Annotated in this window: 23 protein-coding genes and 1 pseudogene; 16 read left to right on the top strand and 8 right to left on the bottom strand. The window is 57.1% G+C overall.

Annotated features, from left to right (window positions below):
• On the bottom strand, positions 1–223 hold a 223-nt coding region (locus AC2FNB_RS15510), incomplete at its 3' end, for a response regulator transcription factor (protein WP_496747689.1).
• 172 nt (positions 224–395) lie between these two features.
• Here AC2FNB_RS15510 and ribA point away from each other — a divergent pair.
• The gene (gene ribA / locus AC2FNB_RS15505) at positions 396–1,490 is read left to right on the top strand and encodes a GTP cyclohydrolase II (RefSeq protein WP_496747685.1); all 1,095 of its coding nucleotides are present in this window, start codon (positions 396–398) and stop codon (positions 1,488–1,490) included.
• Positions 1,487–1,987: a L,D-transpeptidase family protein gene (locus tag AC2FNB_RS15500; protein WP_496747684.1), complete on the top strand. Its 501-nt coding sequence runs from the start codon at positions 1,487–1,489 to the stop codon at positions 1,985–1,987. Before ribA ends, AC2FNB_RS15500 begins: the two co-directional genes overlap by 4 nt.
• Here AC2FNB_RS15500 and AC2FNB_RS15495 read toward each other — a convergent pair.
• The gene (locus AC2FNB_RS15495) at positions 1,971–2,630 is read right to left on the bottom strand and encodes a YggS family pyridoxal phosphate-dependent enzyme (RefSeq protein WP_480750346.1); all 660 of its coding nucleotides are present in this window, start codon (positions 2,628–2,630) and stop codon (positions 1,971–1,973) included. The two genes, AC2FNB_RS15500 and AC2FNB_RS15495, sit on opposite strands and share 17 nt — an antisense overlap.
• A gap of 109 nt (positions 2,631–2,739) precedes the next feature.
• Positions 2,740–3,735 (bottom strand): porin, encoded by a 996-nt coding sequence (locus AC2FNB_RS15490; RefSeq protein ID WP_480750348.1) that lies wholly within the window; start codon positions 3,733–3,735, stop codon positions 2,740–2,742.
• A 295-nt stretch (positions 3,736–4,030) separates the two neighbouring features.
• On the opposite strand from AC2FNB_RS15490, the gene AC2FNB_RS15485 reads away from it, so the two are divergent.
• The 5 genes from AC2FNB_RS15485 (at position 4,031) to AC2FNB_RS15465 (ending at position 9,311) form a co-directional block, all read left to right on the top strand.
• Positions 4,031–4,516: a DUF3576 domain-containing protein gene (locus tag AC2FNB_RS15485; RefSeq protein WP_480750349.1), complete on the top strand. Its 486-nt coding sequence runs from the start codon at positions 4,031–4,033 to the stop codon at positions 4,514–4,516.
• Between the two features lie 72 nt (positions 4,517–4,588).
• Entirely contained in the window at positions 4,589–7,129 is a 2,541-nt protein-coding gene (gene leuS / locus AC2FNB_RS15480) for a leucine--tRNA ligase (RefSeq protein ID WP_496747681.1), read from the top strand.
• Positions 7,116–7,607, top strand: coding sequence for an LPS assembly lipoprotein LptE (lptE, locus tag AC2FNB_RS15475; protein WP_480750352.1), 492 nt, complete (start codon positions 7,116–7,118; stop codon positions 7,605–7,607). Before leuS ends, lptE begins: the two co-directional genes overlap by 14 nt.
• Positions 7,604–8,632 carry a DNA polymerase III subunit delta gene (gene holA / locus AC2FNB_RS15470; protein WP_496747679.1) on the top strand — a complete coding sequence of 343 codons (1,029 nt, stop codon included), beginning with the start codon at positions 7,604–7,606 and terminating at the stop codon, positions 8,630–8,632. Before lptE ends, holA begins: the two co-directional genes overlap by 4 nt.
• Before the next feature lie 82 nt (positions 8,633–8,714).
• On the top strand, positions 8,715–9,311 hold the full coding sequence (locus tag AC2FNB_RS15465; RefSeq protein ID WP_496747676.1) for a glutathione S-transferase family protein: 597 nt from the start codon (positions 8,715–8,717) through the stop codon (positions 9,309–9,311).
• Here the strand turns inward: AC2FNB_RS15465 and AC2FNB_RS15460 are convergent.
• On the bottom strand, positions 9,278–10,495 hold the full coding sequence (locus AC2FNB_RS15460; RefSeq protein ID WP_496747674.1) for a TIGR03862 family flavoprotein: 1,218 nt from the start codon (positions 10,493–10,495) through the stop codon (positions 9,278–9,280). The genes AC2FNB_RS15465 and AC2FNB_RS15460 overlap by 34 nt on opposite strands.
• Before the next feature lie 262 nt (positions 10,496–10,757).
• Here AC2FNB_RS15460 and ttcA point away from each other — a divergent pair, with 262 nt between their 5' ends.
• The 9 genes from ttcA (at position 10,758) to AC2FNB_RS15415 (ending at position 19,520) form a co-directional block, all read left to right on the top strand.
• On the top strand, positions 10,758–11,627 hold the full coding sequence (ttcA, locus tag AC2FNB_RS15455) for a tRNA 2-thiocytidine(32) synthetase TtcA (RefSeq protein WP_496747672.1): 870 nt from the start codon (positions 10,758–10,760) through the stop codon (positions 11,625–11,627).
• Positions 11,628–11,745: 118 nt separating this feature from the next.
• Positions 11,746–13,239 (top strand): putative bifunctional diguanylate cyclase/phosphodiesterase, encoded by a 1,494-nt coding sequence (locus tag AC2FNB_RS15450; RefSeq protein ID WP_480750360.1) that lies wholly within the window; start codon positions 11,746–11,748, stop codon positions 13,237–13,239.
• Between the two features lie 126 nt (positions 13,240–13,365).
• Positions 13,366–15,195: a membrane protein insertase YidC gene (gene yidC, locus AC2FNB_RS15445; protein WP_496747671.1), complete on the top strand. Its 1,830-nt coding sequence runs from the start codon at positions 13,366–13,368 to the stop codon at positions 15,193–15,195.
• Entirely contained in the window at positions 15,192–15,929 is a 738-nt protein-coding gene (locus AC2FNB_RS15440) for an MOSC domain-containing protein (RefSeq protein ID WP_496747669.1), read from the top strand. The genes yidC and AC2FNB_RS15440 overlap by 4 nt, the downstream gene beginning before the upstream one ends.
• Positions 15,926–16,579, top strand: a complete 654-nt coding sequence (yihA, locus tag AC2FNB_RS15435; protein ID WP_496747668.1) for a ribosome biogenesis GTP-binding protein YihA/YsxC — start codon at positions 15,926–15,928, stop codon at positions 16,577–16,579. The genes AC2FNB_RS15440 and yihA overlap by 4 nt, the downstream gene beginning before the upstream one ends.
• A gap of 81 nt (positions 16,580–16,660) precedes the next feature.
• On the top strand, positions 16,661–17,524 hold the full coding sequence (gene argB, locus AC2FNB_RS15430) for an acetylglutamate kinase (RefSeq protein WP_480750367.1): 864 nt from the start codon (positions 16,661–16,663) through the stop codon (positions 17,522–17,524).
• A 57-nt stretch (positions 17,525–17,581) separates the two neighbouring features.
• Positions 17,582–18,376 (top strand): sterol desaturase family protein, encoded by a 795-nt coding sequence (locus tag AC2FNB_RS15425; protein ID WP_496747666.1) that lies wholly within the window; start codon positions 17,582–17,584, stop codon positions 18,374–18,376.
• Positions 18,343–19,026 (top strand): ferredoxin, encoded by a 684-nt coding sequence (locus AC2FNB_RS15420; RefSeq protein ID WP_480750370.1) that lies wholly within the window; start codon positions 18,343–18,345, stop codon positions 19,024–19,026. Before AC2FNB_RS15425 ends, AC2FNB_RS15420 begins: the two co-directional genes overlap by 34 nt.
• On the top strand, positions 19,023–19,520 hold the full coding sequence (locus AC2FNB_RS15415) for a SixA phosphatase family protein (RefSeq protein WP_480750371.1): 498 nt from the start codon (positions 19,023–19,025) through the stop codon (positions 19,518–19,520). The genes AC2FNB_RS15420 and AC2FNB_RS15415 overlap by 4 nt, the downstream gene beginning before the upstream one ends.
• Before the next feature lie 62 nt (positions 19,521–19,582).
• Here the strand turns inward: AC2FNB_RS15415 and AC2FNB_RS15410 are convergent, their stop codons facing one another.
• The 4 genes and pseudogenes from AC2FNB_RS15410 to AC2FNB_RS15395 form a co-directional block, all read right to left on the bottom strand.
• Positions 19,583–20,374, bottom strand: coding sequence for an amino acid ABC transporter ATP-binding protein (locus AC2FNB_RS15410; RefSeq protein ID WP_480750373.1), 792 nt, complete (start codon positions 20,372–20,374; stop codon positions 19,583–19,585).
• 10 nt (positions 20,375–20,384) lie between these two features.
• Positions 20,385–21,692: an amino acid ABC transporter permease gene (locus AC2FNB_RS15405; protein WP_496747665.1), complete on the bottom strand. Its 1,308-nt coding sequence runs from the start codon at positions 21,690–21,692 to the stop codon at positions 20,385–20,387.
• A gap of 1 nt (position 21,693) precedes the next feature.
• Complete coding sequence (locus AC2FNB_RS15400) at positions 21,694–22,962, bottom strand: amino acid ABC transporter permease (protein WP_480750375.1); 1,269 nt, start codon at positions 22,960–22,962, stop codon at positions 21,694–21,696.
• 133 nt (positions 22,963–23,095) lie between these two features.
• Positions 23,096–23,357, bottom strand: a pseudogene (locus AC2FNB_RS15395) (amino acid ABC transporter substrate-binding protein); the annotation flags it as partial.

The following is a 23,357-nucleotide window of genomic DNA, read 5'->3' as shown; positions in this document are numbered from 1 at the left end:
CTTGCTTGCGCATAAGACGGCACAACTCGCGCCCATCCGTGTCGGGCAAACCCACATCCATAATTACCAGGTCGTAGATCGCTTCTTTGGCGCGCTCCAAGGCGCTTTGCCCGTCCGACGCTTCGAAAACGTCAAAATCTTCGGTCATCACGAGTTGCTCGCTGAGCGCCTCACGCAGATCTTCGTCATCATCAACCAGCAGGATTTTCTTGAGCTGAGCCATGTACCGGTCCTCCTAAAGCTTTTCCATCACTTGATCGCAGAACGCACAATCGGCAAGATTTACTGCAACGCTCTCACGCCCTCGTGTCTCCTTTCCGGTTATTATTTGCTAATTGTTTCACTTTTGCCGCGTGAAAGAATAGACGAAATGCAGAACGTTACAGGATGAAGCAATGAGTCTCTTTCCGGACATTACCGAGTTGTTGGCGCGTGCCCGGGCCGATCTGCGCATGGGCGTGCCGGTCGTTTTGAGCGATGGTACCGGGTATTGCGTGGTGGCGCTTGCCGCCGAAACCATGAGCGCACAGCGGCTGGCGGACCTTCGCTCTTTAGGTGGATCGCCCGTCGTCGCCGTTACCGCACGACGGGCTGAAACGCTCAAGGCGCGCGCCTATGACGGTGATCTTGCGCGGATTGTTCTTCCAATAGACGCTGACATGGTCTGGGTACAGGCAATCGCTGACCCATCCGACGATCTGAACTCACCGATGAAGGGTCCTTTGATTAGTGAACGGCAGGGCAACGCCAATCTTCACCGAATCGCTATCGCTCTGGCGAAATCCGCGCGTTTGCTGCCCGCCGCAGTCGTCTTGCCGATCAACGACGGTATAGCTTTTGCTGCCTCGCATGCCCTCACCTGCATCGATCATTTACAGGCTGCACCCCATCTGGCGGATCGCAGCCCCCTGCGCGAGGTGGTGGCGGCACGCTTGCCGATGGACGTATCCGAAGCAGGACGACTGCATGTCTTTCGTCCTGACGACGGCGGCGAAGAGCACTATGCAATCGAAATCGGCCGTCCAGATCGTGAAAAATCCGTGCTGACCCGATTGCATTCTGCTTGTTTTACCGGGGACCTCATGGGCAGTCTGAAATGTGACTGCGGGCCGCAACTGCGCGGCGCGCTGGCTCAGATGGGGGCCGAGGGAACGGGCGTTCTGCTGTATCTTAATCAGGAGGGGCGCGGAATTGGTCTGGCTAACAAGATGCGCGCCTACTCCCTGCAGGATCAGGGGTTTGACACGGTCGAGGCCAATCACAGGCTTGGTTTTGAGGATGACGAAAGAGATTTCCGGCTTGGGTCGGATATCCTGAAATCAATGGGGTTCAAATCGGTTCGATTGCTGACCAACAACCCGGCCAAGATAGCGATGATGGAACGAACTGGGATCGCCGTAACCGAACGGGTCCCGCTCAAAGTCGGCGAAACCGCACACAATCGCGGGTATCTGGCGACCAAAGCCGCCAAGTCCGGTCATCTTTTGTGACTCCGTTCGACCTCGTACTCAACCCAATGGGTGTTCGGTTTCGCGGGCGGTATTTTCCCTGCTCGATCGGCAAAGGTGGGCTAAGCAACAAAAAGCAAGAGGGGGATGGTGCAACCCCAACCGGCATCCACCGAATCGTTGGAATGCTCTATCGCGCAGACCGTATCTGCCGCCCAGCTTCGTGGGCGCGGCCAATTGGCCCGCGCGACCTATGGTCGGATGACGTTCGGGATGCGTCATACAACCATCTGGTCCAAGACCCTTATCGGTTCAATCACGAACGGCTGCGTCGTGCCGACCCTTTGTATGACCTTGTACTGATCACGGACTGGAACTGGCCGAATGCTGTACCGGGGCGCGGCTCGGCCATCTTTGTCCATCAGTGGCGTCGTCCGGGTTACCCGACCGAAGGCTGCGTGGCCTTTCGCCGCGACCATTTGCGCTGGATCGCGGAACGTATGACACCGGGAACGCGCCTGATCATCCCTTCGGCTTGACACGCTCGCCAAAAATCGCCGAGCCGATGCGGACATGTGTCGCGCCCAATGCGATTGCCGATTCGAAATCGTCACTCATTCCCATCGACAGGCCGGTCAAGCCATTGCGCTCCGCAATCTTGGCCAAAAGCGCGAAATGCAGCGACGGCTCCTCGTGGACGGGCGGAATGCACATCAATCCGCGAATGGGCAGATCCAGAGCACGGCATTCGGCAATGAATGCGTCTGCCGCAGCGGGTATCACACCGGCCTTCTGCTCTTCCTCGCCGGTGTTGACCTGAACGAACAGATCCGGGCATTGGCCAATTTCCTGCGCCAACCGCGCAATGGTTTTGGCCAGTTTCTGCCGGTCGACCGAGTGGATGGCATGGCAAAGCTCAATCGCCTGCCGCGCCTTGTTGGTCTGCAACGGGCCGATCAGATGCAGGTCGATCCCATCATACCGTTCCATGAATTCGGGCCATTTGCCTGCGGCTTCTTGTACCCGGTTTTCGCCGAAACACCGGTGACCCTGCTGCAAAACCTCTTCGACGCGCTCATTCGGCTGAACCTTGGACACCGCAATCAGTTTGACGGAGCCGACAGGGCGGCTTGCGGCGGCCTCGGCCTTGGCAATACGGTCGGTTATGTCTTGCAGGGGCATTGTTTTCCTCGTTCTGCTCACTGGCAGCAGAAAAACACCATGTGGGCAAAAAAGAAAAGGGCAGGTCCAAAGACCTGCCCATATTCAGTACCGTTAGACGGTGTACAGCTTAGAAGCTGAAGTACACACCGGCCTGAACCTGGCTGCTGTCTGCGACTGCAGAGTCAACGTAACCGGCAACAAAGGTCACGCCGCCGCCCAGGTCGTACTGGTAGTTCAGGCCCCAGCTGGTGCCGTCGTCTGCGAGAATTGCAGTGCCGCCCGAAGCCAGGTTGTTCGAGTCAGCATTCTGGACCCAGAGCAGCAGGTTGCTGGCTGCGCCAATGTCAACGTTACCCGAAACGGTGATCGCGTCAGCTGCTTCGGTCTGGCCGTATGCGATCTGAGCACCGAACTGGCCCCAGTCAGCGCCGGCTGCGATCAGCCACAGGCCATCGTTCAGCTCTTCACCGGTGTCGGCAACCGGGCCGTCAGACGAAGCCTGATACGCGCCAGTGACGAAGTAGTCGTTGAAGCTGTAGGTCAGCATGACGCCGGTGCGGTTTTCACCGCCAGCGGAACCGGCAACCGAGCCGCCGTTACGCTGGGAGTACGACACGTGACCGGTGAAGCCGCCGACAGTGTACAGAGCTTCAACACCGTTGTTGCCAGCGCCAGCCGACGAGAACGAGTCCCAAGCTGCGCCGATGATCGGCAGGCTGAAGAAGCCCATGCCGTCGATACCGGTGCCAACCGAGATGGTGGGCAGGTACAGGCCGGGTGCGTTGTCGATCGCGCCCCAGATGTTGCCAACGTTCACACGCAGGCCTTCATAAGCCACGAAGAACTGGGGGCCGTTCCAGCTGGCTGCACCAGGTGCGCCATCACGGTTTTCGGCCTGAGCACGCAGGCGGGCACCCAGAGTCACGCCACCGTCGGTTTCGGTCGACATGTCGAACTGCAGACGCAGACGGCTGGTGATGTTGGTTTCCGAAACGCCGACAACGTTTTCGTTGGCGTCGTTATAGTCCAGACCAAAACGGCCATAGCCGCTGATGCGAACTTCTGCGGCTGCCATGCTTGCGGTGGCGATCAGCGCAGTCGTTGCGAAGAGAACTTTTTTCATCGTGTTTCCCTCGGTTTTCAATCATTCGCCCAAACCGGAGAATCCGGCGTGGGTATGGACAGGGGTTTCGCTCTTTCCCCCCTGTTTTGGCAAGCCTTGTGACCAGCGCCGGGTCAAAGTCGTCCCGGATGGTGCAGCTTTGCCACAGTCTGTGCCTTGGCCGCGTCCAACGTCGTAGGATATCCAACGATGCCCATCAGTTTACCTGCGGTTGCCGAAACGCCCTTGCCCGCACATATGGACAAGAATAGAGTGGCCGCGGTTTTGGAATTCGGGACTGGAGACACTCTTGCAGATGCGCCTCAAATTCATCTTGCCCATCACGCTTACCCTTGGTGTCGCCGCCTGCGGCGCGAACCCTTCGGCCACCTCAGCCCCGCAGCCAACCGACTCGCTGGATTTCAATGACGATGTCAGAGCCTCTCAAGATCGGGCCAAGTCGTCATTTTGGGACCTCTTCGGCCCGGACAAGACCGAACGCGCGGGCAACGTAAACAAGTACCTGTGGGCCGCTTCGTTCGATGTGCTGAATTTCCTTCCGGTTCAATCCGTTGATCCGTTTACCGGGGTAATTGTCACAGGATACGGCACACCTCCCGGAGGTGGCCGCTCGTATCGTGCGACAGTGCATATCAAGGATCCGGCACTCGATGCACGTTCCCTGTCGGTGTCGCTGCAAACCAGCGGTGGTGGTGCCGTCAGCCCCGCGACCTCGCGTGCGGTCGAGGATGCAATCCTGTCCCGCGCGCGCCAGCTTCGTATTGCCGACGACAAACTCTAGAATCCGGCGCGAAATCGCTCTAATACCACGCCGGGCCCTGACCCGGCGTTTTCATTCACGAAGGACCGCACGATGTCGCGCTACTCCGCCACCGAAATCGAAGCAAAATGGCAAGAAGCCTGGGACAAGGCCGGGATCTTCACCGCGCGCCGCAGCGCCGACAAGCCGAAATACTATGTGCTTGAAATGTTCCCGTATCCGTCGGGCCGCATTCATATGGGACATGTGCGCAACTACACAATGGGTGATGTCATCGCGCGCTACAAGCTGTCCACCGGCCACAACGTGTTGCATCCGATGGGTTGGGATGCATTCGGGATGCCAGCGGAAAACGCCGCGATGGCCATTGGTGGTCATCCGAAGGACTGGACCTACAGCAACATCGCCGACATGCGCGACCAGATGAAACCACTTGGCCTGTCCATCGACTGGTCACGTGAGTTCGCGACCTGCGATCCGGAATATTACGGCCAGCAACAGGCGCTGTTCCTCGACATGCTCGATGCCGGGCTGGTCTATCGCAAGAACGCTGTAGTGAACTGGGACCCGGTCGACATGACCGTTCTGGCCAACGAGCAGGTTGAAAATGGTCGTGGCTGGCGTTCGGGCGCATTGGTAGAGCGGCGCGAACTGACCCAGTGGTTCTTCAAGATCTCGGATTATTCCGAAGAGTTGCTCGACGCGCTGGACACTCTGGACAACTGGCCCGCCAAAGTACGCCTGATGCAGGAGAACTGGATCGGCAAATCCCGTGGTCTGCAATTCGGCTTTGAACGCACTGACGACAACGATCCGATCACCGTCTATACAACCCGCCCCGACACGCTTCTGGGCGCATCTTTCGTTGGCATCTCGCCCGACCACCCGATCGCAAAAAAGCTGGAAGCCGAAAACCCCGAAGTGGCTGAATTCGTGGCCGAATGCCGCAAAGGTGGCACCACTGAGGAAGCCATAGAAACCGCCGAAAAGCTGGGCTTTGACACAGGCATCAAGGTCAAGCACCCGCTGGACCCGAGTTGGGAACTGCCGGTCTGGATCGCCAATTTCATCCTGATGGATTACGGCACTGGCGCAATCTTTGCCTGCCCTGCGCATGACCAGCGCGACCTCGACTTCTGCCGGAAATACGGCTTGCCCGTGGTCGATACATTCTTTGCGCTGGATGACGACACACCGGTCGACAAGGTTGCATACGTCCCGCCGAAAACCGAGAAAGTTCGCTGGGTGAACCATTTCGCAGGCTTGACCGAAGCGACAGGAGAAGAGGCGATCAACGCCACCGTCGATTTTGCTGAAAAAGCCGGTTGGGGCGAGGGTGTCACCAAATACCGCCTGCGTGATTGGGGCCTCAGCCGCCAGCGCTATTGGGGGTGCCCGATTCCCGTCGTGCATTGCGAAAGCTGCGGTGTGGTGCCCGAGAAAAAAGAAAACCTGCCTGTCCGCCTGCCCGACGATGTGACATTCGACAAACCGGGCAACCCGCTGGACCGCCACCCGACCTGGCGCGATTGCACTTGCCCGTCTTGTGGCGCACCAGCCAGTCGCGAGACCGATACGATGGATACCTTCGTCGATTCGTCGTGGTATTTCGCGCGCTTCACCGCTCCGCGTGCGGAAACGCCCACCGATCTGACCGAGGCGGACTACTGGATGAATGTGGACCAGTATATCGGCGGCATTGAACACGCGATCCTGCACCTGCTCTATTCCCGCTTTTTTGCGCGGGCGATGAACATCACTGGACACCTGCCGAAAAAGGCCATCGAGCCGTTCGATGCGCTGTTCACGCAAGGCATGGTGACGCATGAGATTTACCAGACGCGCGACGCCAACGGCCGCCCGGTCTATCACCTGCCCGAAGATGTCGAGGACGGAAAACTCAAATTGACAGGTGAGACGGTCGAAGTAATTCCTTCGGCGAAAATGTCCAAGTCCAAGAAGAACGTGGTTGATCCCGTATCGATCATCTCGGCTTTTGGCGCCGATACCGCGCGCTGGTTTGTACTGTCCGATTCGCCACCCGAACGGGACGTTGAATGGACTGCCGCCGGAGCGGAGGCTGCGCACAAGCACCTAAGCCGCGTTTGGAATCTCTGCGACAGGATCGGCGCCATGGAGGCCGATGCAGCGGGCGAAGGCGATGAGGACCTGTTGCGCGAGATGCACAAAACCATCCGCGACGTGACATTGGGTGTCGAAAGCTTTGGCTTCAACGCAGCCATCGCCAAACTGTACGCCTTCACCAATACACTGGCAAAATCCAAGGCCGGTGCGGCGGCTCAGAAACAGGCGATTAAAACATTGGCCCAGCTAATGTCGCCGATGACGCCACATCTGGCGGAAGATATCTGGGCGCATCAGAGCGGTGAGGGCCTTGTGGCCGTTGCCCCGTGGCCCGTCGCGGACGAGATGATGCTGGTTGATGACACCGTCACATTGCCAATCCAGATCAACGGCAAGCGTCGCGCGGAAATCAGCGTACCAAAAGATATGGACAAAGCCGAGGTTGAAAATATCGCGCTCAGCACCGAAGCTGTCCAAAAGGCGCTGGATGGCAACGCGCCGAAGAAAGTTATCGTTGTTCCGGGCCGGATCGTGAATGTCGTTGTTTGATCGCAGAACATTGCTTGTGATGCCGCTGGCGCTGGCTGGCTGCGGCTTTCAACCGGTTTATGCTCCGGGCGGGGCGGGATCAGCCCTTTATGGGCGGGTCGAGGTTTCGGCTCCCAACTCCGTCGAAACCTATCTGTTGGTTGAGGATCTTGAACAACGGTTGGGGCGCAGCGCGGTATCTGGCGGCGACTACAAGCTAAAAGTCGACCTTTCGACTTTCACCCAAGGCGAAGCTATTACGTCGACCAATGAAACGACCCGGTACACGATTGTCGGTAGAGTTAAATATTCTCTCACTCAGTCAACAAATGGCGGGGTCGTCGCATCCGGAGACGTCGAAAACTTTGTCGGTTATTCCGCGACCGGCTCGACAGTCGATACTTTGGCGTCGGAACGCGATGCGCGCCGGCGCCTCATGACCATACTGGCTGATCAGCTGACCGCCCAGCTTTACGCAACCGCAGAAGTGTCACCATGAAGCTCAGTCCGCGCGAAGCCGAAGGGTATTTCGCTAGACCGGACTCCGATAAGGCAGGTATTCTGATCTATGGTGCGGACGCGATGCGCGTCTCGCTGAAACGGCAGCAGATGATTGTCGCACTACTGGGTCCGAATTCCGAAGAGGAAATGAGGCTGTCCCGGATGTCGGGAAGTGACTTACGCGGAGAACCCGCCCAGCTATTGGATGCCGTAAAGGCTGTAGGATTCTTTCCCGGCCCGCGTGCCGCATTTGTCGAGGACGCAACAGATGCAGCAGCCCAATCCATCTTGGCAGCGTTGGAGGAGTGGTCCCCGGGCGATGCCCAGATTGTCGTAACCGCCGGCCAATTAAAGGCTACCTCCAGGATTCGAAAGGCCTTCGAGTCGCATCCCAACGCCTATGCGGTTGGAATCTATGACGACCCACCTTCCAGATCGGAGATCGAGCGAACATTGACGCATGCTGGGATCGCAAATGTACCTCGCGAATCGATGGCTGCCCTGACCGATCTTGCCGCCGAGCTTGGACCGGGAGATTTCGCCCAAACCGTCGAAAAGCTGGCACTTTACAAACGCGGCGACGAATCAGAACTTGCTATTGCAGACATCGAAGCCTGCGCGCCTCAATCCACCGAGGCCGCACTGGACGACGTTCTGAATGTGGTTGCCGAGGGCAAGTCAGGTGAAATCGGCCCATTGATCCGCCGCCTGCAGGCACAGGGAACAAACGCCGTTAGCCTCTGCATTGGCGCGACCCGGCATTTCCGGACGCTTTATGCTTGTGCTTCCGACCCTGGCGGCGCTGCCCAGGGGATCGGCAAGCTGAGACCACCGATTTACGGTAAACGCCGTGATCGCATCTTGCGGCAGGCACATAACTGGGGTGCCCGCAAACTGGAAACTGCACTGACAGTTCTCACCGACACCGACCTTGCCTTGCGCTCGGCCGGTCAGACGGCCCCCGCCATGGCATTGGTTGAACGGGCGATGATCCGGCTTGCGATGTTGGCGCGTTCACGCTGAGGTGTTCTGACGAAGCGTCTGGCTTGACGTGACCGCTCGCGTTCCCAGATTGAAGGGCGAACAGATTGGCAGGGAAATCATCATGTACAAGATCTATGGTCGCATCAAAAGCCGTGCATCGCGAGTTCTGTGGCTTCTGGAGGAGTTGGAACAAGAGTACGAGTTCATCGACGTCGGCCCTCATGACCCTCAGGTTAAGGCACTGAATGCATCCGGTAAGGTCCCGGTGCTAGTGGATGGCGAGACAGTCATAACCGATAGTTCCGCGATCATGACTTATTTGGCCGACAAGCATGGACGCTTCACCTATCCCGCTGGGTCCAAGGAGCGCGCCGAACAGGATTCGTTGTTTTTCACCCTCCTCGACGACTTCGATAGTATTTTATGGGTGGCGGCCCGGCATATGTTCGTTCTGCCGGAAGAACAACGGGTTCCACAGGTGATCGAAACCGCAAAATGGGAATATAACCGCAACTATGTGCGGATGGCTGATCGGTTCAAAGGCCCGTTTCTGCAGGGCGACAAAATGACAATTGCCGACATACTATGTGTTCATTGCATGAACTGGGCCGTGAACGCGGGCTTTCCCATGAATTCGGACACCCTCAAAGCTTATGCAAAGGAAATGCGCAGTCGTCCGGCGTTTCAACGCATGGGCGCATTGACACAACCTGCCTGATCCCTTTTGGTATGGTGCAGCCACGCGGCGGCAGACCGACCGGCCCAGCGGCCTGTGGCCAGGCACCCCGTCAGCAGATACCCACCCGTGGGTGCCTCCCAGTCCAGCATTTCCCCGGCACAGAAAACGCCGGGAAGTGCCTTTAACATCAACCCACCATCAAATGCTGTGCGGCTGACGCCACCCGCGGTCGAAATTGCCTCATCCAAAGGGCGCAAACCCGCATGGCGAATGGGCAAGGACTTGATAAGGCCGGCGAGTTCCTGACCATCGGGAAGCGGCCTCCCAAACTCCATTAGCAATGCGGTTCGTACCGGCCCAAGCTTCAATGTCTTGCGTAAATGGTTCGATAGGCTGAGCTTTCCTCGCGGTTTTGCCAGTCGCTGCGTGAGAACTGCAGGCGATACCTCTGGCAACAGATCCATTCGCAAGGGCGCGCCTTCCCGAACCGCCTTGCAGATTGCATAGATACCACCACCTTCCAGCCCCCGCGCAGAAATAACCGCTTCCCCTCGTGTTCGCGACCCTCCCGCACTCAAAGCGACGCCCTTGATTGGCTCGCCGTACAAGGGTCGCATATGCTCTGACCACGCAACCAGCAAACCGGCGTTTGCCGATGCGAACTCAGCAATTTTCACACCTTGCGCGGCCAGCAAGGGCGCCCATGCCCCATCCGAGCCCAAGCGCGACCAACTGGCGCCCCCCATCGCAAGCACAGTGACGTCAGCAGCGACACGGTGCCGTCCTTCAGGCGTTTCAAAAGCCAAATCGGCACCATCCCATCCGACCCAACGGCACCGCGGTTGCAATCGAACACCCAACCGGTCCAAGCGGGACAACCACGCTCGCAAAAGGGGAGATGCCTTCATTGCAACCGGAAACACCCGCCCGGTGGACCCGGTAAATAATTCCTGCCCCAATCTCCGCGCCCAATCCTGAACCGCCTGAGAATCCATTTCCGAAACAATCGGGCGTAGCCAATCGGCAGCATCACCATAAGCGCTGATTAGGTCAGAGAAAGCTTCGTCTTTGGTTAGGTTTAGACCGGACTTGCCCGCCATAAGGAGCTTTCGTGCGGCCGAGGGTTTTGCTTCTGCAACAAAAACCGAATGACCGGCGATAGCCAGTTCGTCGGCAGCCATCAGTCCCGCCGGTCCCGCGCCGATCACAACGGCCTTTGCCATCCGATTTCCTCTTATCCGTCGTAGCACCTGCTGACTGATCCGACCTTTGTGCTCGGCACACTCCATTGACGATATAGTGCGCATCGTCCTGGTTAGACCTCGGACCGCCAGGCTATGTCCACCCTTCTATAGGACCCATATGGGTATATTGCGATTGCGAATTCGCCCGACCGGAGCGAAATTGACATGCCATTGCCCTTCCTATCGTGAACGACAATCGCATGCCCTTGCCCGGTTCCGGCAAACCTAGTACAGCCAGCCAATGCTCGACGAACCCGATGATATCCACCCGCTTTTTGCCGGCGCGCCCTCGACCACCGAGTTCAAGAAGCTGCGCAAACGCATCGTGCGTCAAACACGCGAAGCGATCGAGCAATATGGCATGGTGGATCGCGGTGCCAAATGGCTGGTATGCCTGTCGGGCGGCAAGGACAGCTATACCTTGTTGGCAGTATTGCACGAATTGCAATGGCGTGGGCTGCTTCCGGTCGAACTGCTGGCCTGCAATCTGGATCAGGGACAGCCGGGTTTTCCCGCAACTGTACTGCCCAAGTTTCTGGAACGCATGGGCGTACCCCACCGCATCGAGTATCAGGATACCTATTCGGTGGTGGTCGACAAAGTTCCGCAAGGGCGAACCTATTGCGCCCTTTGCTCAAGGCTGCGGCGCGGAAACCTGTACCGGATTGCACGTGAGGAGGGGTGTTCGGCGGTCGTTCTTGGCCATCACCGAGATGACATTCTGGAAACATTCTTCATGAATTTGTTCCACGGCGGGCGCTTGGCGACAATGCCTCCGAAGCTGGTCAATGAAGAAGGCGACCTGTTCGTTTATCGTCCGCTAGCCCATGTCGCCGAGACAGATTGCGAGAAATTTGCGACCCAGATGAACTATCCCATCATTCCCTGCGACCTGTGCGGCAGTCAGGATGGGTTGCAACGTCAACAGGTCAAACAGATCCTGGACCAGTGGGAAAAGAACGCCCCGGGACGCCGGCAGGTCATGTTCCGAGCGCTCACCAACATCCGCCCTTCGCATATGCTGGATCCGAAACTGTTCGATTTTCAAGGGCTTGTGGCTCAGGTTGGAAAAAAATCTGAGGATCCAGACGAAATTCCGTTACTGCGTTAACGTCTCACTTAGAGAGGTTTCCTAGGTTCAGTCAGAGCGTACGATGCTCTAACACGAGGCCAAGGAAACGATGCAGATACATTCTTTGCTCACTCGGTTATGTGGTCGAGCTCTTGCAGTGCTGAACGGACCGGCCATTCTCGCTTTTCTACCCGCGATCACTCTGGGTGCATTCTGGCTAGGCGGCGAAGGCGCGCTGCTCCTGACCTCTCTTGGCTTGCCGCTAGTATTCGCGTTTGCGGGTGCACTGGGGCGTTGGCCCACCGAACAGAATCACTCACGCGACCGCGTGACCGGTCTTATTCAAAGGGATGAATTCCAAATCAAGGCCGCAGAGTTACTCGCAGGCCTGCGGGCCAGCGGGCAGGAATCGGCGTGTTTCATAATCGTTCTGGACGACCTCGATCGAATCGAAGAACGGCACGGCACATTGGCCGTCGACACCATCGTCCAACGCAGTGGTGAACGCATTTTGGCAACGGTTCGCAGTCAGGATATCGTGGCCCGCCTCGGGAACGCCAAATTTGCTGTCTGTGTATCACCTGTAAGTCAGCTGGATCTGGAACACTGCATACAATTGGCGGGGCGCATTCAAAGCGGGATCGAAGATCCGATATCGCTGGACGGAACAACCATCTATGTCTCATGCTCCCTTGGTTTCTGCCTCGATCGGCGCGCACTAGGTCACGGCGCGCAAGAATGGATCGGTGCCGCGATAGCGGCTTCGAACGAAGCCAGACAAAATGGCCCTTCGTCAATCCGCGCCTACACTTCCGACACACGTAACAGGATAACCACCCGGGCGGATCTGCGGCGGGATATTCAGCACGCCCTGAATTGCAACCAGATCGTTCCGTGGTTTCAACCACAAATCTCGACGAACACAGGCAAACTGACCGGATTCGAGGCTTTGGCCCGGTGGGAACATCCGAACCGCGGCATTCTTGGCCCCGGTGCCTTTCTTGCCGTCGCCGAAGAGGCGGGTTTGATGGAACGCCTCGGGCAGAACATCCTGCGTGGTGCCCTTGCCGCACTGGTCGCCTGGGACAAAGCCGGGGCAGACGTGCCGCGTATCGCGGTCAATTTCTCGTCAGACGAGTTGCACAACCCGGGTTTGGTGGACAGGATTCGGTGGGATCTGGATCAGTTCGATCTGACGCCAGGTCGGCTAACCGTAGAAGTTCTTGAAACAGTGATTAGCAAGACACCAGGAGACATCGTGGCGCGCAACATTGCAGAGTTGCACAATCTGGGTTGCTGGATCGACCTGGATGACTTCGGAACCGGGCATGCCTCGGTCGCTTCTCTGAAACGCTTCAATATCTCACGGATCAAGATCGATCGTTCCTTTGTAACACGTGTTGATCGTGACCCTGCGCAGCGGCAGCTTTTGACTGCGGTTCTCTCACTTGCCGAACGGCTGAATCTTGAAACGCTGGGAGAAGGCGTCGAGACTGCGGGAGAACATTCAGTGCTCGCGCAGTTGGGGTGCGGCCACGTTCAGGGGTTCGAGATCGGGCGCCCCATGCCGTTTGGGCAGACGTTGGATTGGTTGTCCGTTCACAACACTAAACTGCAGGAGACACCGAAAATTGGGCGCGATACCGGGTGATTCTTTCACATTCCGTGTCCTTTACGGCGGATTACCGGTGACTTTCAGGGCGAATCTGCTTGACCTTTTGGGCTGCACTCTGTTGAACCCACCGGTGTCAATCAAAGCACAAGGTGGCTGTCCCAGATGGACGATCAGAACAAGAACCTTATCCTCGCAACCGTGCTCAGCTTTCTAGTGATCCTTGTGTGGTTCGTGCTGTTCCCTCCTCCGGAACCCGAAACTCCCACCAATGAGACCGCTATAAGCACGATCGAAAGCGATGGCGTTCAAACTCCAAGTGCCGTCAGCCCGGACGGGTCGGCGCCCGCGACCAACGTCACGGCCGAGGCCGAGCCCGAAGCAGAAGCACCGCAGGTCAAGATTGACACCCCACGCCTGACCGGCAGCCTGTCGCTGTCCGGCGGTCGGATCGACGAGCTGTCACTGAAGGATTACCGGGTCTCTCTGGCCAAGGACTCCCCGATCGTAGAACTGATGTCCCCAGTAGGAACGCAATCGGCCTATTATGCGCTCTATGGCTGGGCGCCGGGTGCAGGTGTTACCGGCACTGACGTACCCGGCCCCAATACCCTGTGGAGCTTGGAGAAGGGCGAAACGCTGAGCGCTGACAGCCCGGTTACGCTGATTTGGGACAATGGCCGGGGCCTGACCTTCCGTCGGACAATCTCGGTCGACGAAAACTACATGTTCACCGTGACCCAGTCCGTCGAAAACGCCTCACAGGCCGAAGTGGGCATGGCACCCTATGGTATTCTGGCCCGACACGGAACTGGCGAGGACGCCGACCTGCCCGGTTTGAAGAATTTCTTCATCCTACATGAAGGCGTCATCGGGATGACCGACGGAACGCTTTCGGAGATCAAATACAAGAACGTGCGCGATTTCGACGTTGATCCGAACGAACGCGCGCAGGCTGAGGTCTTCCAGGTCAAGGACAGCGGCTGGATCGGTTTTACCGATCACTATTGGATGACAACGCTGATCCCCGCTGAGGGTACGGCATTCAAAGCCGCCGCAAAATATGATGATCGCCGCAAGATCTACCAAACCGAAACCGTATTGCCGACCTTGACAGTCGCCCCCGGCGGTTCTGTCGAGGTCACCACGCGGCTGTTCGCCGGAGCAAAAGAATGGGAAACCATTCGCGAATACCAGGCCCAGGGCGTTCAGAAATTTATCGACAGCATCGATTGGGGCTGGTTCTTTTTCCTGACCAAGCCGATCTTCTGGCTGCTTCACAACATCAACCAGCTGATCGGCAACATGGGCTGGTCAATCATCGGTCTGACCCTGATCATCAAGGCAATCGTGTTCCCGCTGGCGCTGAAATCCTATGTGTCGATGGCCAAGATGAAGGAATTGCAGCCGCAGATGGAAGCCCTGAAAGAAGCCGCTGGCGACGACCGCCAAAAGCTTCAGCAGGGAATGATGGAGCTCTACAAGAAGGAAAAGGTTAACCCTGCCGCGGGCTGTCTTCCGATTCTACTGCAGATCCCGATCTTTTTCTCGCTCTACAAGGTGATTTTTGTCACCATCGAACTGCGTCAGGCCCCCTGGTTCGGCCCGTTCCAGGATCTGAGCGCGCCGGACCCGACCTCGATCATGAATTTCTTCGGCTGGCTGCCTTGGGCCGGCCCCGAGCCGGGAACGCTGATGGCAACCATTCTGATTGGAATCCTGCCACTGCTTCTGGGTATCTCGATGTGGGTACAACAAAAGCTGAACCCGGCGCCAACCGATCCAACGCAGGCGATGATCTTTGCCTGGATGCCATGGGTCTTCATGTTCATGCTGGGTAGTTTCGCCAGCGGACTCGTGGTGTACTGGATCGCGAACAACACGATCACATTCACGCAGCAATACATCATTATGCGCAGTCACGGCTATACCCCCGACGTGTTTGGCAACATTAGATCCAGCTTCAAGAAAACGCCGAAAACGGATAAAAAATGAGTGGAGTCGTCACCAGCCTCTGGCGGCATCCGATCAAAAGTCATGGCCGCGAAGCTTTGAAAGACGTGACATTGACCCCCGGGCAGACCATGCCCGGGGATCGTGTTTGGGCCGTTGCCCACGAGATGTCAAAAGCGGACGGCACCACATGGGCACCTTGCGTGAATTTCAGTCGGGTCGCAAAAGTTCCTGCACTAATGGCCATAACCGCCCGCTTGGAAGGCGACCGGGTTACTTTGAGCCACCCACAACGACCGGATTTGACCTTTGCGCCCGACGTCGAGGCGGACGTATTTCTGGATTGGGTGCGCCCACTGATGCCCGAAAATCGAGCCGCGTCAGCCCGGATCATCCGCGCGCCGGGCCGCGGCATGACGGATAGTGATTTTCCCTCCGTTACCCTGTGCAACATGGCTTCGCATCAGGCGGTCGAGCAAAAGATGGGACGAGAACTGTCAATACTGCGTTGGCGCGGCAACATTTGGTTTGATGGGCTGGCCCCTTGGGAAGAGTTCGATTGGATCAACCGCAACATACAAATCGGGGATGCGGTTCTCCGCGTTCGGGAACGGACGGTGCGATGCCCATCGACAATGACCAACCCCGAAACAGGTGTTCACGATGCGGACCCGCTAAAAACACTCGAAACCTGGGGGCATCGTGATTTCAGTGTTCGCGCCGAAGTCCTCAAAGGCGGCTCCATCCGTCTCAACGATAAGGTAGTGCCTCTGTGACCGCCCTTCCATTTCCCCTGGCTGAAGACCCTGACGCGCTGGCCCAAGAGGCCGGGCGAAAGCTCTTTGCCGGGCCGTCGGAATTCGTAAAGGGCGTGGTTGCCATGACTGGCCTGCCCGAACCTGACCGGCTGGAGGTCTGCTTCGCAGGCCGCTCGAATGTAGGCAAGTCGAGCCTGATAAATGCGCTTACAGGTACCAAGGGGCTGGCGCGGGCGTCGAACACGCCGGGACGTACTCAGGAAGTCAACTTTTTTGCCCAAGGCCCCGATCTGTATCTGGTCGACCTGCCTGGCTATGGCTACGCCAACGCACCGCTCAAGATAGTCGAGAAGTGGCAAAAGCTCCTGAAACAGTACCTTAGCGGGCGGCAAACGCTGAGACGGGCCTTTGTGCTGATTGACGCTCGCCACGGGGTGAAGCCGGTCGATGACGAGATCATGAAACTGCTCGACACAAGCGCCGTCACCTTTCAATGCGTGTTGACCAAGGCGGACAAGGTTAAGGCCAATGATCGTGACAAGGTTCTGTCACAGGTACGTTCCGCGCTGGCAAAGCACCCCGCCGCATTTCCCGAGATTGTCCTGACCTCGTCAGAGAAGGGAGATGGCATTGCGACCCTACGCTCAATCATCGCACATTTGGAATAACCACAGCGAATATTGGCAATCACAGGGTCTTGGCAGCCTGACCCAAAGGCCCTAACACGGTTCGTCAAAGGGACCTAAGCCATGAAGACACGAGACATGAACCGGGACTGGATCGCAACCGCCGCCACATTGAACAGCGCCTTGCCGTATCTGCAACGCTATGACGGAGCCATCGTCGTCATAAAGCTGGGTGGTCACGCCATGGGCAGCGACGAGGCCATGGAAAGCTTCGCCCGCGATGTGGTTTTGATGCGTCAGGTCGGAGTAAATCCGGTCATCGTGCACGGTGGCGGCCCGATGATCAACGCCATGCTGGACAAGCTGGATATCCAGTCCGAATTCGTAAATGGCAAGCGGGTCACCGATCAGGCTACCGTCGAAGTAGTGGAGATGGTGCTGTCCGGCGTGGTGAACAAGCGAATCGTGCAGGCGATCAATGCCCAGGGTGGTATGGCGGTCGGGCTATCGGGCAAGGATGCCAATCTGATGATATGCGACCAGACCGACAGCTCCTTGGGATTTGTCGGCACACCATCGCTGATGAATCCCAAATTGCTGCACAACCTTTTCGCCCATGACATCATTCCGGTGATCGCACCCCTGGGCGCAGGCCGAAACGGCGAAACTTTCAACGTCAACGGCGATACTGCGGCCGGGGCAATTGCTTCTGCTTTGAAAGCCGACCGCCTGTTGTTGCTGACTGATGTTTCGGGCGTCAAGAACGCCGCCGGAGAGGTGGTTACCGAACTGAAAGCCGGGCAGATTCGCGAGATGACGCGCGAGGGTACCATCGCAGGTGGCATGATCCCCAAAACGGAAACCGCGCTTGATGCATTGCACAGTGGCGTGAGAGCGGTGGTCATTTTGGACGGTCGCGCGCCAAACGCAGTCTTGCTGGAATTATTCACTGAACATGGCGCAGGGTCGTTGATTCGCCCGGATTGACGATTTCGTGACGGTTCCAAGCTTGCGCTTTTCGTTCACATGCTCAAGTGTGAATGTATGGAAAATGAAGCCGCCATTCGTCTGGGTGTTTTCCTGACCCTTTTTACCCTGTTCGCGGGCGCCGAAACGCTGGCGCCGCGTCGCGCAAGGCAATTGGCGCGATCTCGAAGATGGCTGACCAATCTGTCGATCACGGTGCTGAACAGCGTCCTGCTGCGCCTCATGGCCATCGGCATGCCGTTGCTGGCAGTTGGTGCTGCATTGGATGCCGACCGCAATGGCTGGGGCCTTTTCAATACTGTCAATTGGCCCGGATGGATCGAGGTCATAGTTTCGGTTCTAATACTGGACTTTGCGATATGGACGCAGCACCTGATCACGCACAAAGTTCCGGTCCTGTGGCGATTGCACCGGGTTCATCATGCCGACCGTGACATGGACGTGACTACTGCCATCCGTTTTCACCCGGTCGAGATTGCGCTTTCCATGCTCTTGAAGATCGGGCTGATCTACCTGCTGGGGCCCAGCGCACTGGCGGTGCTGATTTTTGAAATCCTGCTGAACGGGACGGCACTATTCAATCACTCGAACCTGAAACTTCCGCTTGCCGTTGACGCGGTTCTGCGTAGGGTTCTGGTTACGCCTGACATGCATCGTGTTCATCACTCGGTGCTGCGGGACGAGCACGACAGCAATTACGGATTTGCCCTGTCGATATGGGATCGGATGTTGGGAACATATGTGGCGCAGCCGAAACGCGGGCACGGCGCGATGACTGTCGGCCTGAAATGGCAGGACGACCGACCAGCACGACTGGGGTGGAGTCTTTGGCTGCCGTTTCGGAACAAGTGAGTTATTCCGAAATCGAAGCGGTTGCTCACACAGCTCGGCTGATCGTGATGGGTGCCCAGCATCCTTGCAGAAGCGAGGCCAAAGGTCTTGACTCGGGCACCCTGATCTTGCTGGGGACAGGACCTGAATTTTGGGACGTTTTTCAAGCTGCGCCCGAAGGGAAGGATGGCCACCCTGATCCGGTCGATCGCTGGTCGGCCCGCGTCATCGGCGACATGGCCGACAGCTTAGGCGCCGAAGCGCGATTTCCTTTTGGCGGCCCCCCTTACGAGCCATTCATTGATTGGGCGCTGAAATCCGGGCGGGCCTTTCAAAGCCCAGTTGGCGCTCTGGTGCATGACACGGTGGGCATGATGATCTCATATCGGGGGGCTCTTTGGTTTGACCGTGAACTCGCCATTCCCACGACATATGCGCCCTCGCCCTGTATTACATGTAGTGCCCCTTGCTCCACGTCCTGCCCGGTGGGTGCGTTGAATTCAGACACCTTCTACCAAGTGGATGCCTGTCACAGCTATCTCGACACCAAGGGCGGCCAAACCTGCATGACACAAGGTTGTACCGCCCGTCTGGCTTGCCCACTCAGTGCTGGGGCAGAACGAAATCCGGCGCAAACCGCACATCACATGCAGCATTTTCATCCCCGATGACCCGCACCTTGATCCTGACCCGACACGCCAAATCCAGCTGGGACGATCCGTTTCAGGAGGATTTCGACCGCCCTCTGAACAAACGCGGTCAAAAATCCGCAAAAGCGATAGGAACTTGGCTGCGAGACAAAGGCTGGCAGCCGGATCAGGTTCTCAGTTCATCTTCGCGACGCACCCGCGAAACCTGGAAGGAAATGGGTTTCGACACGCCCGAACCCGACTATACGGACGTGCTGTATCACGCATCGCCGCAACAGATATTTGACGTTCTGCGCGAAGCCAGCGGGCGGACGGTTCTGTTGCTGGGCCACAATCCTGGCATTGCCACATTCGCCAGGAGTGTTGTCGAGGAAGCGCCTGCTCATGCTCGATTCTTCGACTATCCTACATGCGCAACCACGACTATCGAGTTTCCAATCTGTAACTGGCACGATCTCGGCAAACGCACCGGCGAAGTGATGGATTTTGTCGTCCCACGCGACCTTCTGGAATGAGAAAGGCGGGGAAACCCCGCCCTCCCTTTTGTCGAAATAGAATGGGCTTCCCCAACCAAATATCAGTGACCCAAGATCTGGCTGAGAAACAGCTTGGTTCGGTCGCTCTTTGGGTTGTTGAAGAACTCTTCCGGTTCATTCTGTTCCACAATTTGACCTGCATCCATAAAGATCACACGGTTGGCGACCTGACGTGCAAAGCCCATCTCGTGCGTGACGCATAGCATGGTCATGCCTTCCTCGGCCAATTCGATCATGGTGTCGAGCACCTCTTTGATCATTTCCGGGTCCAGCGCCGAAGTGGGTTCGTCGAACAACATGATCCGCGGCATCATGCAGAGCGAACGGGCAATCGCCACACGTTGTTGCTGACCACCTGAAAGTTGACCGGGATACTTGTCCGCCTGTTCCGGGATCTTCACCTTTTCCAGAAAGTGCATTGCCCGTTCTTCGGCCTCTTTTTTGGGCGTCTTGCGCACCCAGATCGGGGCCAAAGTGCAGTTTTCCAGAATGCTCAGATGTGGAAACAGGTTGAAGTGCTGGAACACCATGCCAACTTCCGACCGGATCTTGTCGATGTTCTTGAGGTCGTTCGACAGTTCCGTTCCGTCCACCACGATCTTGCCCTGCTGGTGTTCTTCCAGCGCGTTCAGGCATCGGATCAGGGTGGATTTCCCGGACCCTGACGGACCCGCGATGACGATACGTTCGCCCTGATTGACCGTCAGATTGATGTCGCGCAGCACGTGAAAGGACCCGTACCACTTGTTCATATTGGTGATCTCGATAGCGACCTCGTCGCTGACCGTCATCTTTGAACGGTCGATTTCACGATCTACAGCAAGTTGAGACATTGGGCCCTCCTTAGCGATGGCCAGTGTGGAGCTTGCGCTCCAGATACATGGAATAGCGGGACATGGAGAAGCAGAAGACAAAGAACATCAAGGCGATGAAGCCATAAAGTTCCCATACGATGCCATTCCATTCAGTCGTCGCGCGTGTTGCGGTGCTGAGGCCCAGAGGGTCCAGAAGTCCGATGATCGAAACCAGCGTGGTGTCCTTGAACACCCCGATGAAAGTCGAAACGATACCCGGGATCGAGATCTTGAGTGCCTGAGGCATGATGATCAGACGCTGCGCCTGCCAATAGTTGAGGCCAAGCGAATCCGCGCCTTCATACTGGCCACGCGGCAGGGCAGCGAGACCACCCCGGATCACTTCGGCCATATAGGCCGAGGCGAACAGTGTCACCATGATCAGCACACGCAAGATGATGTCGAAATTCGTCCCCGGCGGTAGGAACAGGTTCAACAGTGTCGATGCCACGAACAACAACGTGATCAGAGGCACGCCCCGGATGAACTCGATAAAGCCCACACACAGGTATTTGACGATCATCAGATCAGATTGACGGCCCAACGCCAGAACAATGCCCAGCGGCAACGAACAACCAATGGCTACAACGCCGATGGTGATCGACAACATGAAGCCCCCGAATTTGCGGCTTTCCACGGGCTCAATGCCAATTGCAGCAATCGAGTTCATTGTTTCGACAAAATACCCGGAAACGACGACCCACCAGATCACGGCCGCCAACACCCCCAGGATGATGCCCAGTAGATTGCTGGTCGCCTTGCTAACGGCGGTATAGACGAACCAACCGATAACGAACCCAAGCAGGGCCGCCAGAGGCCCCCAGATCGTTCCACCCCACAAAAGCCAGGGGAAGATGAACGGGTAAAGCGCTGTGAAGATCAGCAGTTTCGACGGCACCTTGTCGGCAAACAGAACCGGCGCCAAAGCCACCCCCAACAGGACAAAAGTCGCAATTGGACGCCAATACAGCTCTGCCGGGTAGAAGCCAAAGATCAACTGGATCCAACGCTCATGGATCACACCCCAGCACGCGCCGGCGTAATGACCTTCACGGCCCAGACTATGCAGGATTTCCCGACACTCCGACAACGAACCAGCATCCCAAGTCGGAGAGAGAATCCACGGAACCAGCCCTGCAAGGATCTTATAGACGAAGAAGATCGCCAAAATGGTCAGGATCGAGTTGAACCAGTTAGAAAACAGGTTGTGGCGCATCCAGCCGAGGGCGCCTACTTCAGACGCGGGTGGCTCCTTTTCGGGGAGCATTTCAGTTCGGACAAAACCTATGTCAGACATCTCAACGCTCCTTCAACTTTACGGATTCGTTGTACCAGTTCATAACCGCCGAAATGCTCAGCGAAATGGTCAGGTACACCAGCATCAACAGCAGAACGCATTCCAGTTCACGTCCAGTCTGGTTCATTGTGATGCCGCCCAGCGTCCCGGTGATGTCCATGTAGCCCACGGCGATCGCCAACGACGAGTTCTTGGTGAGGTTGAGATAATTCGAGATCAGCGGAGGGATAATCACCCGCAATGCCTGCGGCAGGATTACCAGGCTCATGATCTTGTTTGAACGCAGACCCAGCGCGGCTGCGGCCTCGGTTTGGCCCTTGGATATGGCCATGATGCCTGCTCGCACGATCTCTGCAATGAACGCGGCCGTATAGAGCGACAGCGCCAGCCACAGGGCGATCAGCGAGTTCCGCAGGTGTGTCCCACCCATGAAGTTGAAGCCCTTGAGTTCGGGATACCCCAGATGAAATCCCAGCAGATACAAAAGGATTGCCAGCGGCACTAGAACTACGCCTAGTCGCTGCCACCATGTCACCGGACGGTCGCCGGTGGCCTCCTGAATGCGGTCTGCGCGATGCTTGAGCCAGTTTGAAACCCAAAAACCAGCGCCAAGAACGATGAGAACCGCGATCAGATCGAGGCTGACATCAAACCGGAGGCTGGATTCACCAAACAGATGGACATCTCCCAAACTGTTGGAAAACAGGAAATCTGGGACATACACACCGCGGTTGGTAACCGCCACGCTGTCGCTAAGCATCATCGTGGCCTCGGGATTCTCTCCACGGAAGGCTCGCGGCGATGGAAGTGTTTCGATCAGGACCGCCATGATGAAAACGATCCACAACAGTACTGGGACGTTGCGGAACATCTCGACATAAACTGTCATCAAGCGTGCAACGATCCAGTTATGGGACAGGCGCAGAACGCCAATGATCACCCCCAGTACGGTCGCGGTGATACACCCCAATACCGCTACGACCAGTGTGTTGAGCAAACCGACAAAAGCCGCCCTTAGGTGTGTGTCGCGCGAAGTGTAGTCCAGTAGGCGTTGATTGATGTCATAGCTGGCCGGTTCCGCGAAGAAGCCGAATTCGACCGGTTTTCCCAGCTCTGCCAAGTTGTTGATAGTATTGGAAATGATCCAGGCTGCCAAAAGCATGAAACCGATCAGCGCGATAACTTGGATTGTCGCAGAACGGTACCGCGTATCGTAAAGGAGCATGGACAGCCGAAACTGCTCCTTTGGCGGGTCAGTGAGAGTCGTCATGACCTATGTAATCCCCGTGACATCCCGGTTTTTTTGTCGGGCAGGGTTCTTCCCTGCTCCCCATCGCCGGGTCTGTTGTTTTTTATGGGTGCAAAAAGGGCGCAGGTTGTCCTGCGCCCTTTCAGCGTGACACTTAACGGAACGGCGGCGAGTACAGCAGACCGCCTTTGGTCCACTGGTCGTTCAGACCACGCGCCAGACCGATCGGAGTGCTTTCACCGATGTTCTGGGCAAAGATTTCGCCATAGTTTCCGGCAACCGCAATTGCGCGTTTGGCCCATTCGGCATCCAGACCCAGCATTTCGCCCAAGGTGCCTTCGGTACCCAGCAGGCGGTTGATTTCCGGATTGTCAGTTCCGGCAGTCATCTCGTCAAGGTTGGCCGAGGTCACACCC

Source organism: Ruegeria sp. BHSB058 (assembly GCF_059613285.1).
The sequence above is the reverse complement of the archived record's forward strand: the minus strand, read 5'-3'. Positions and strand labels throughout refer to the sequence as shown.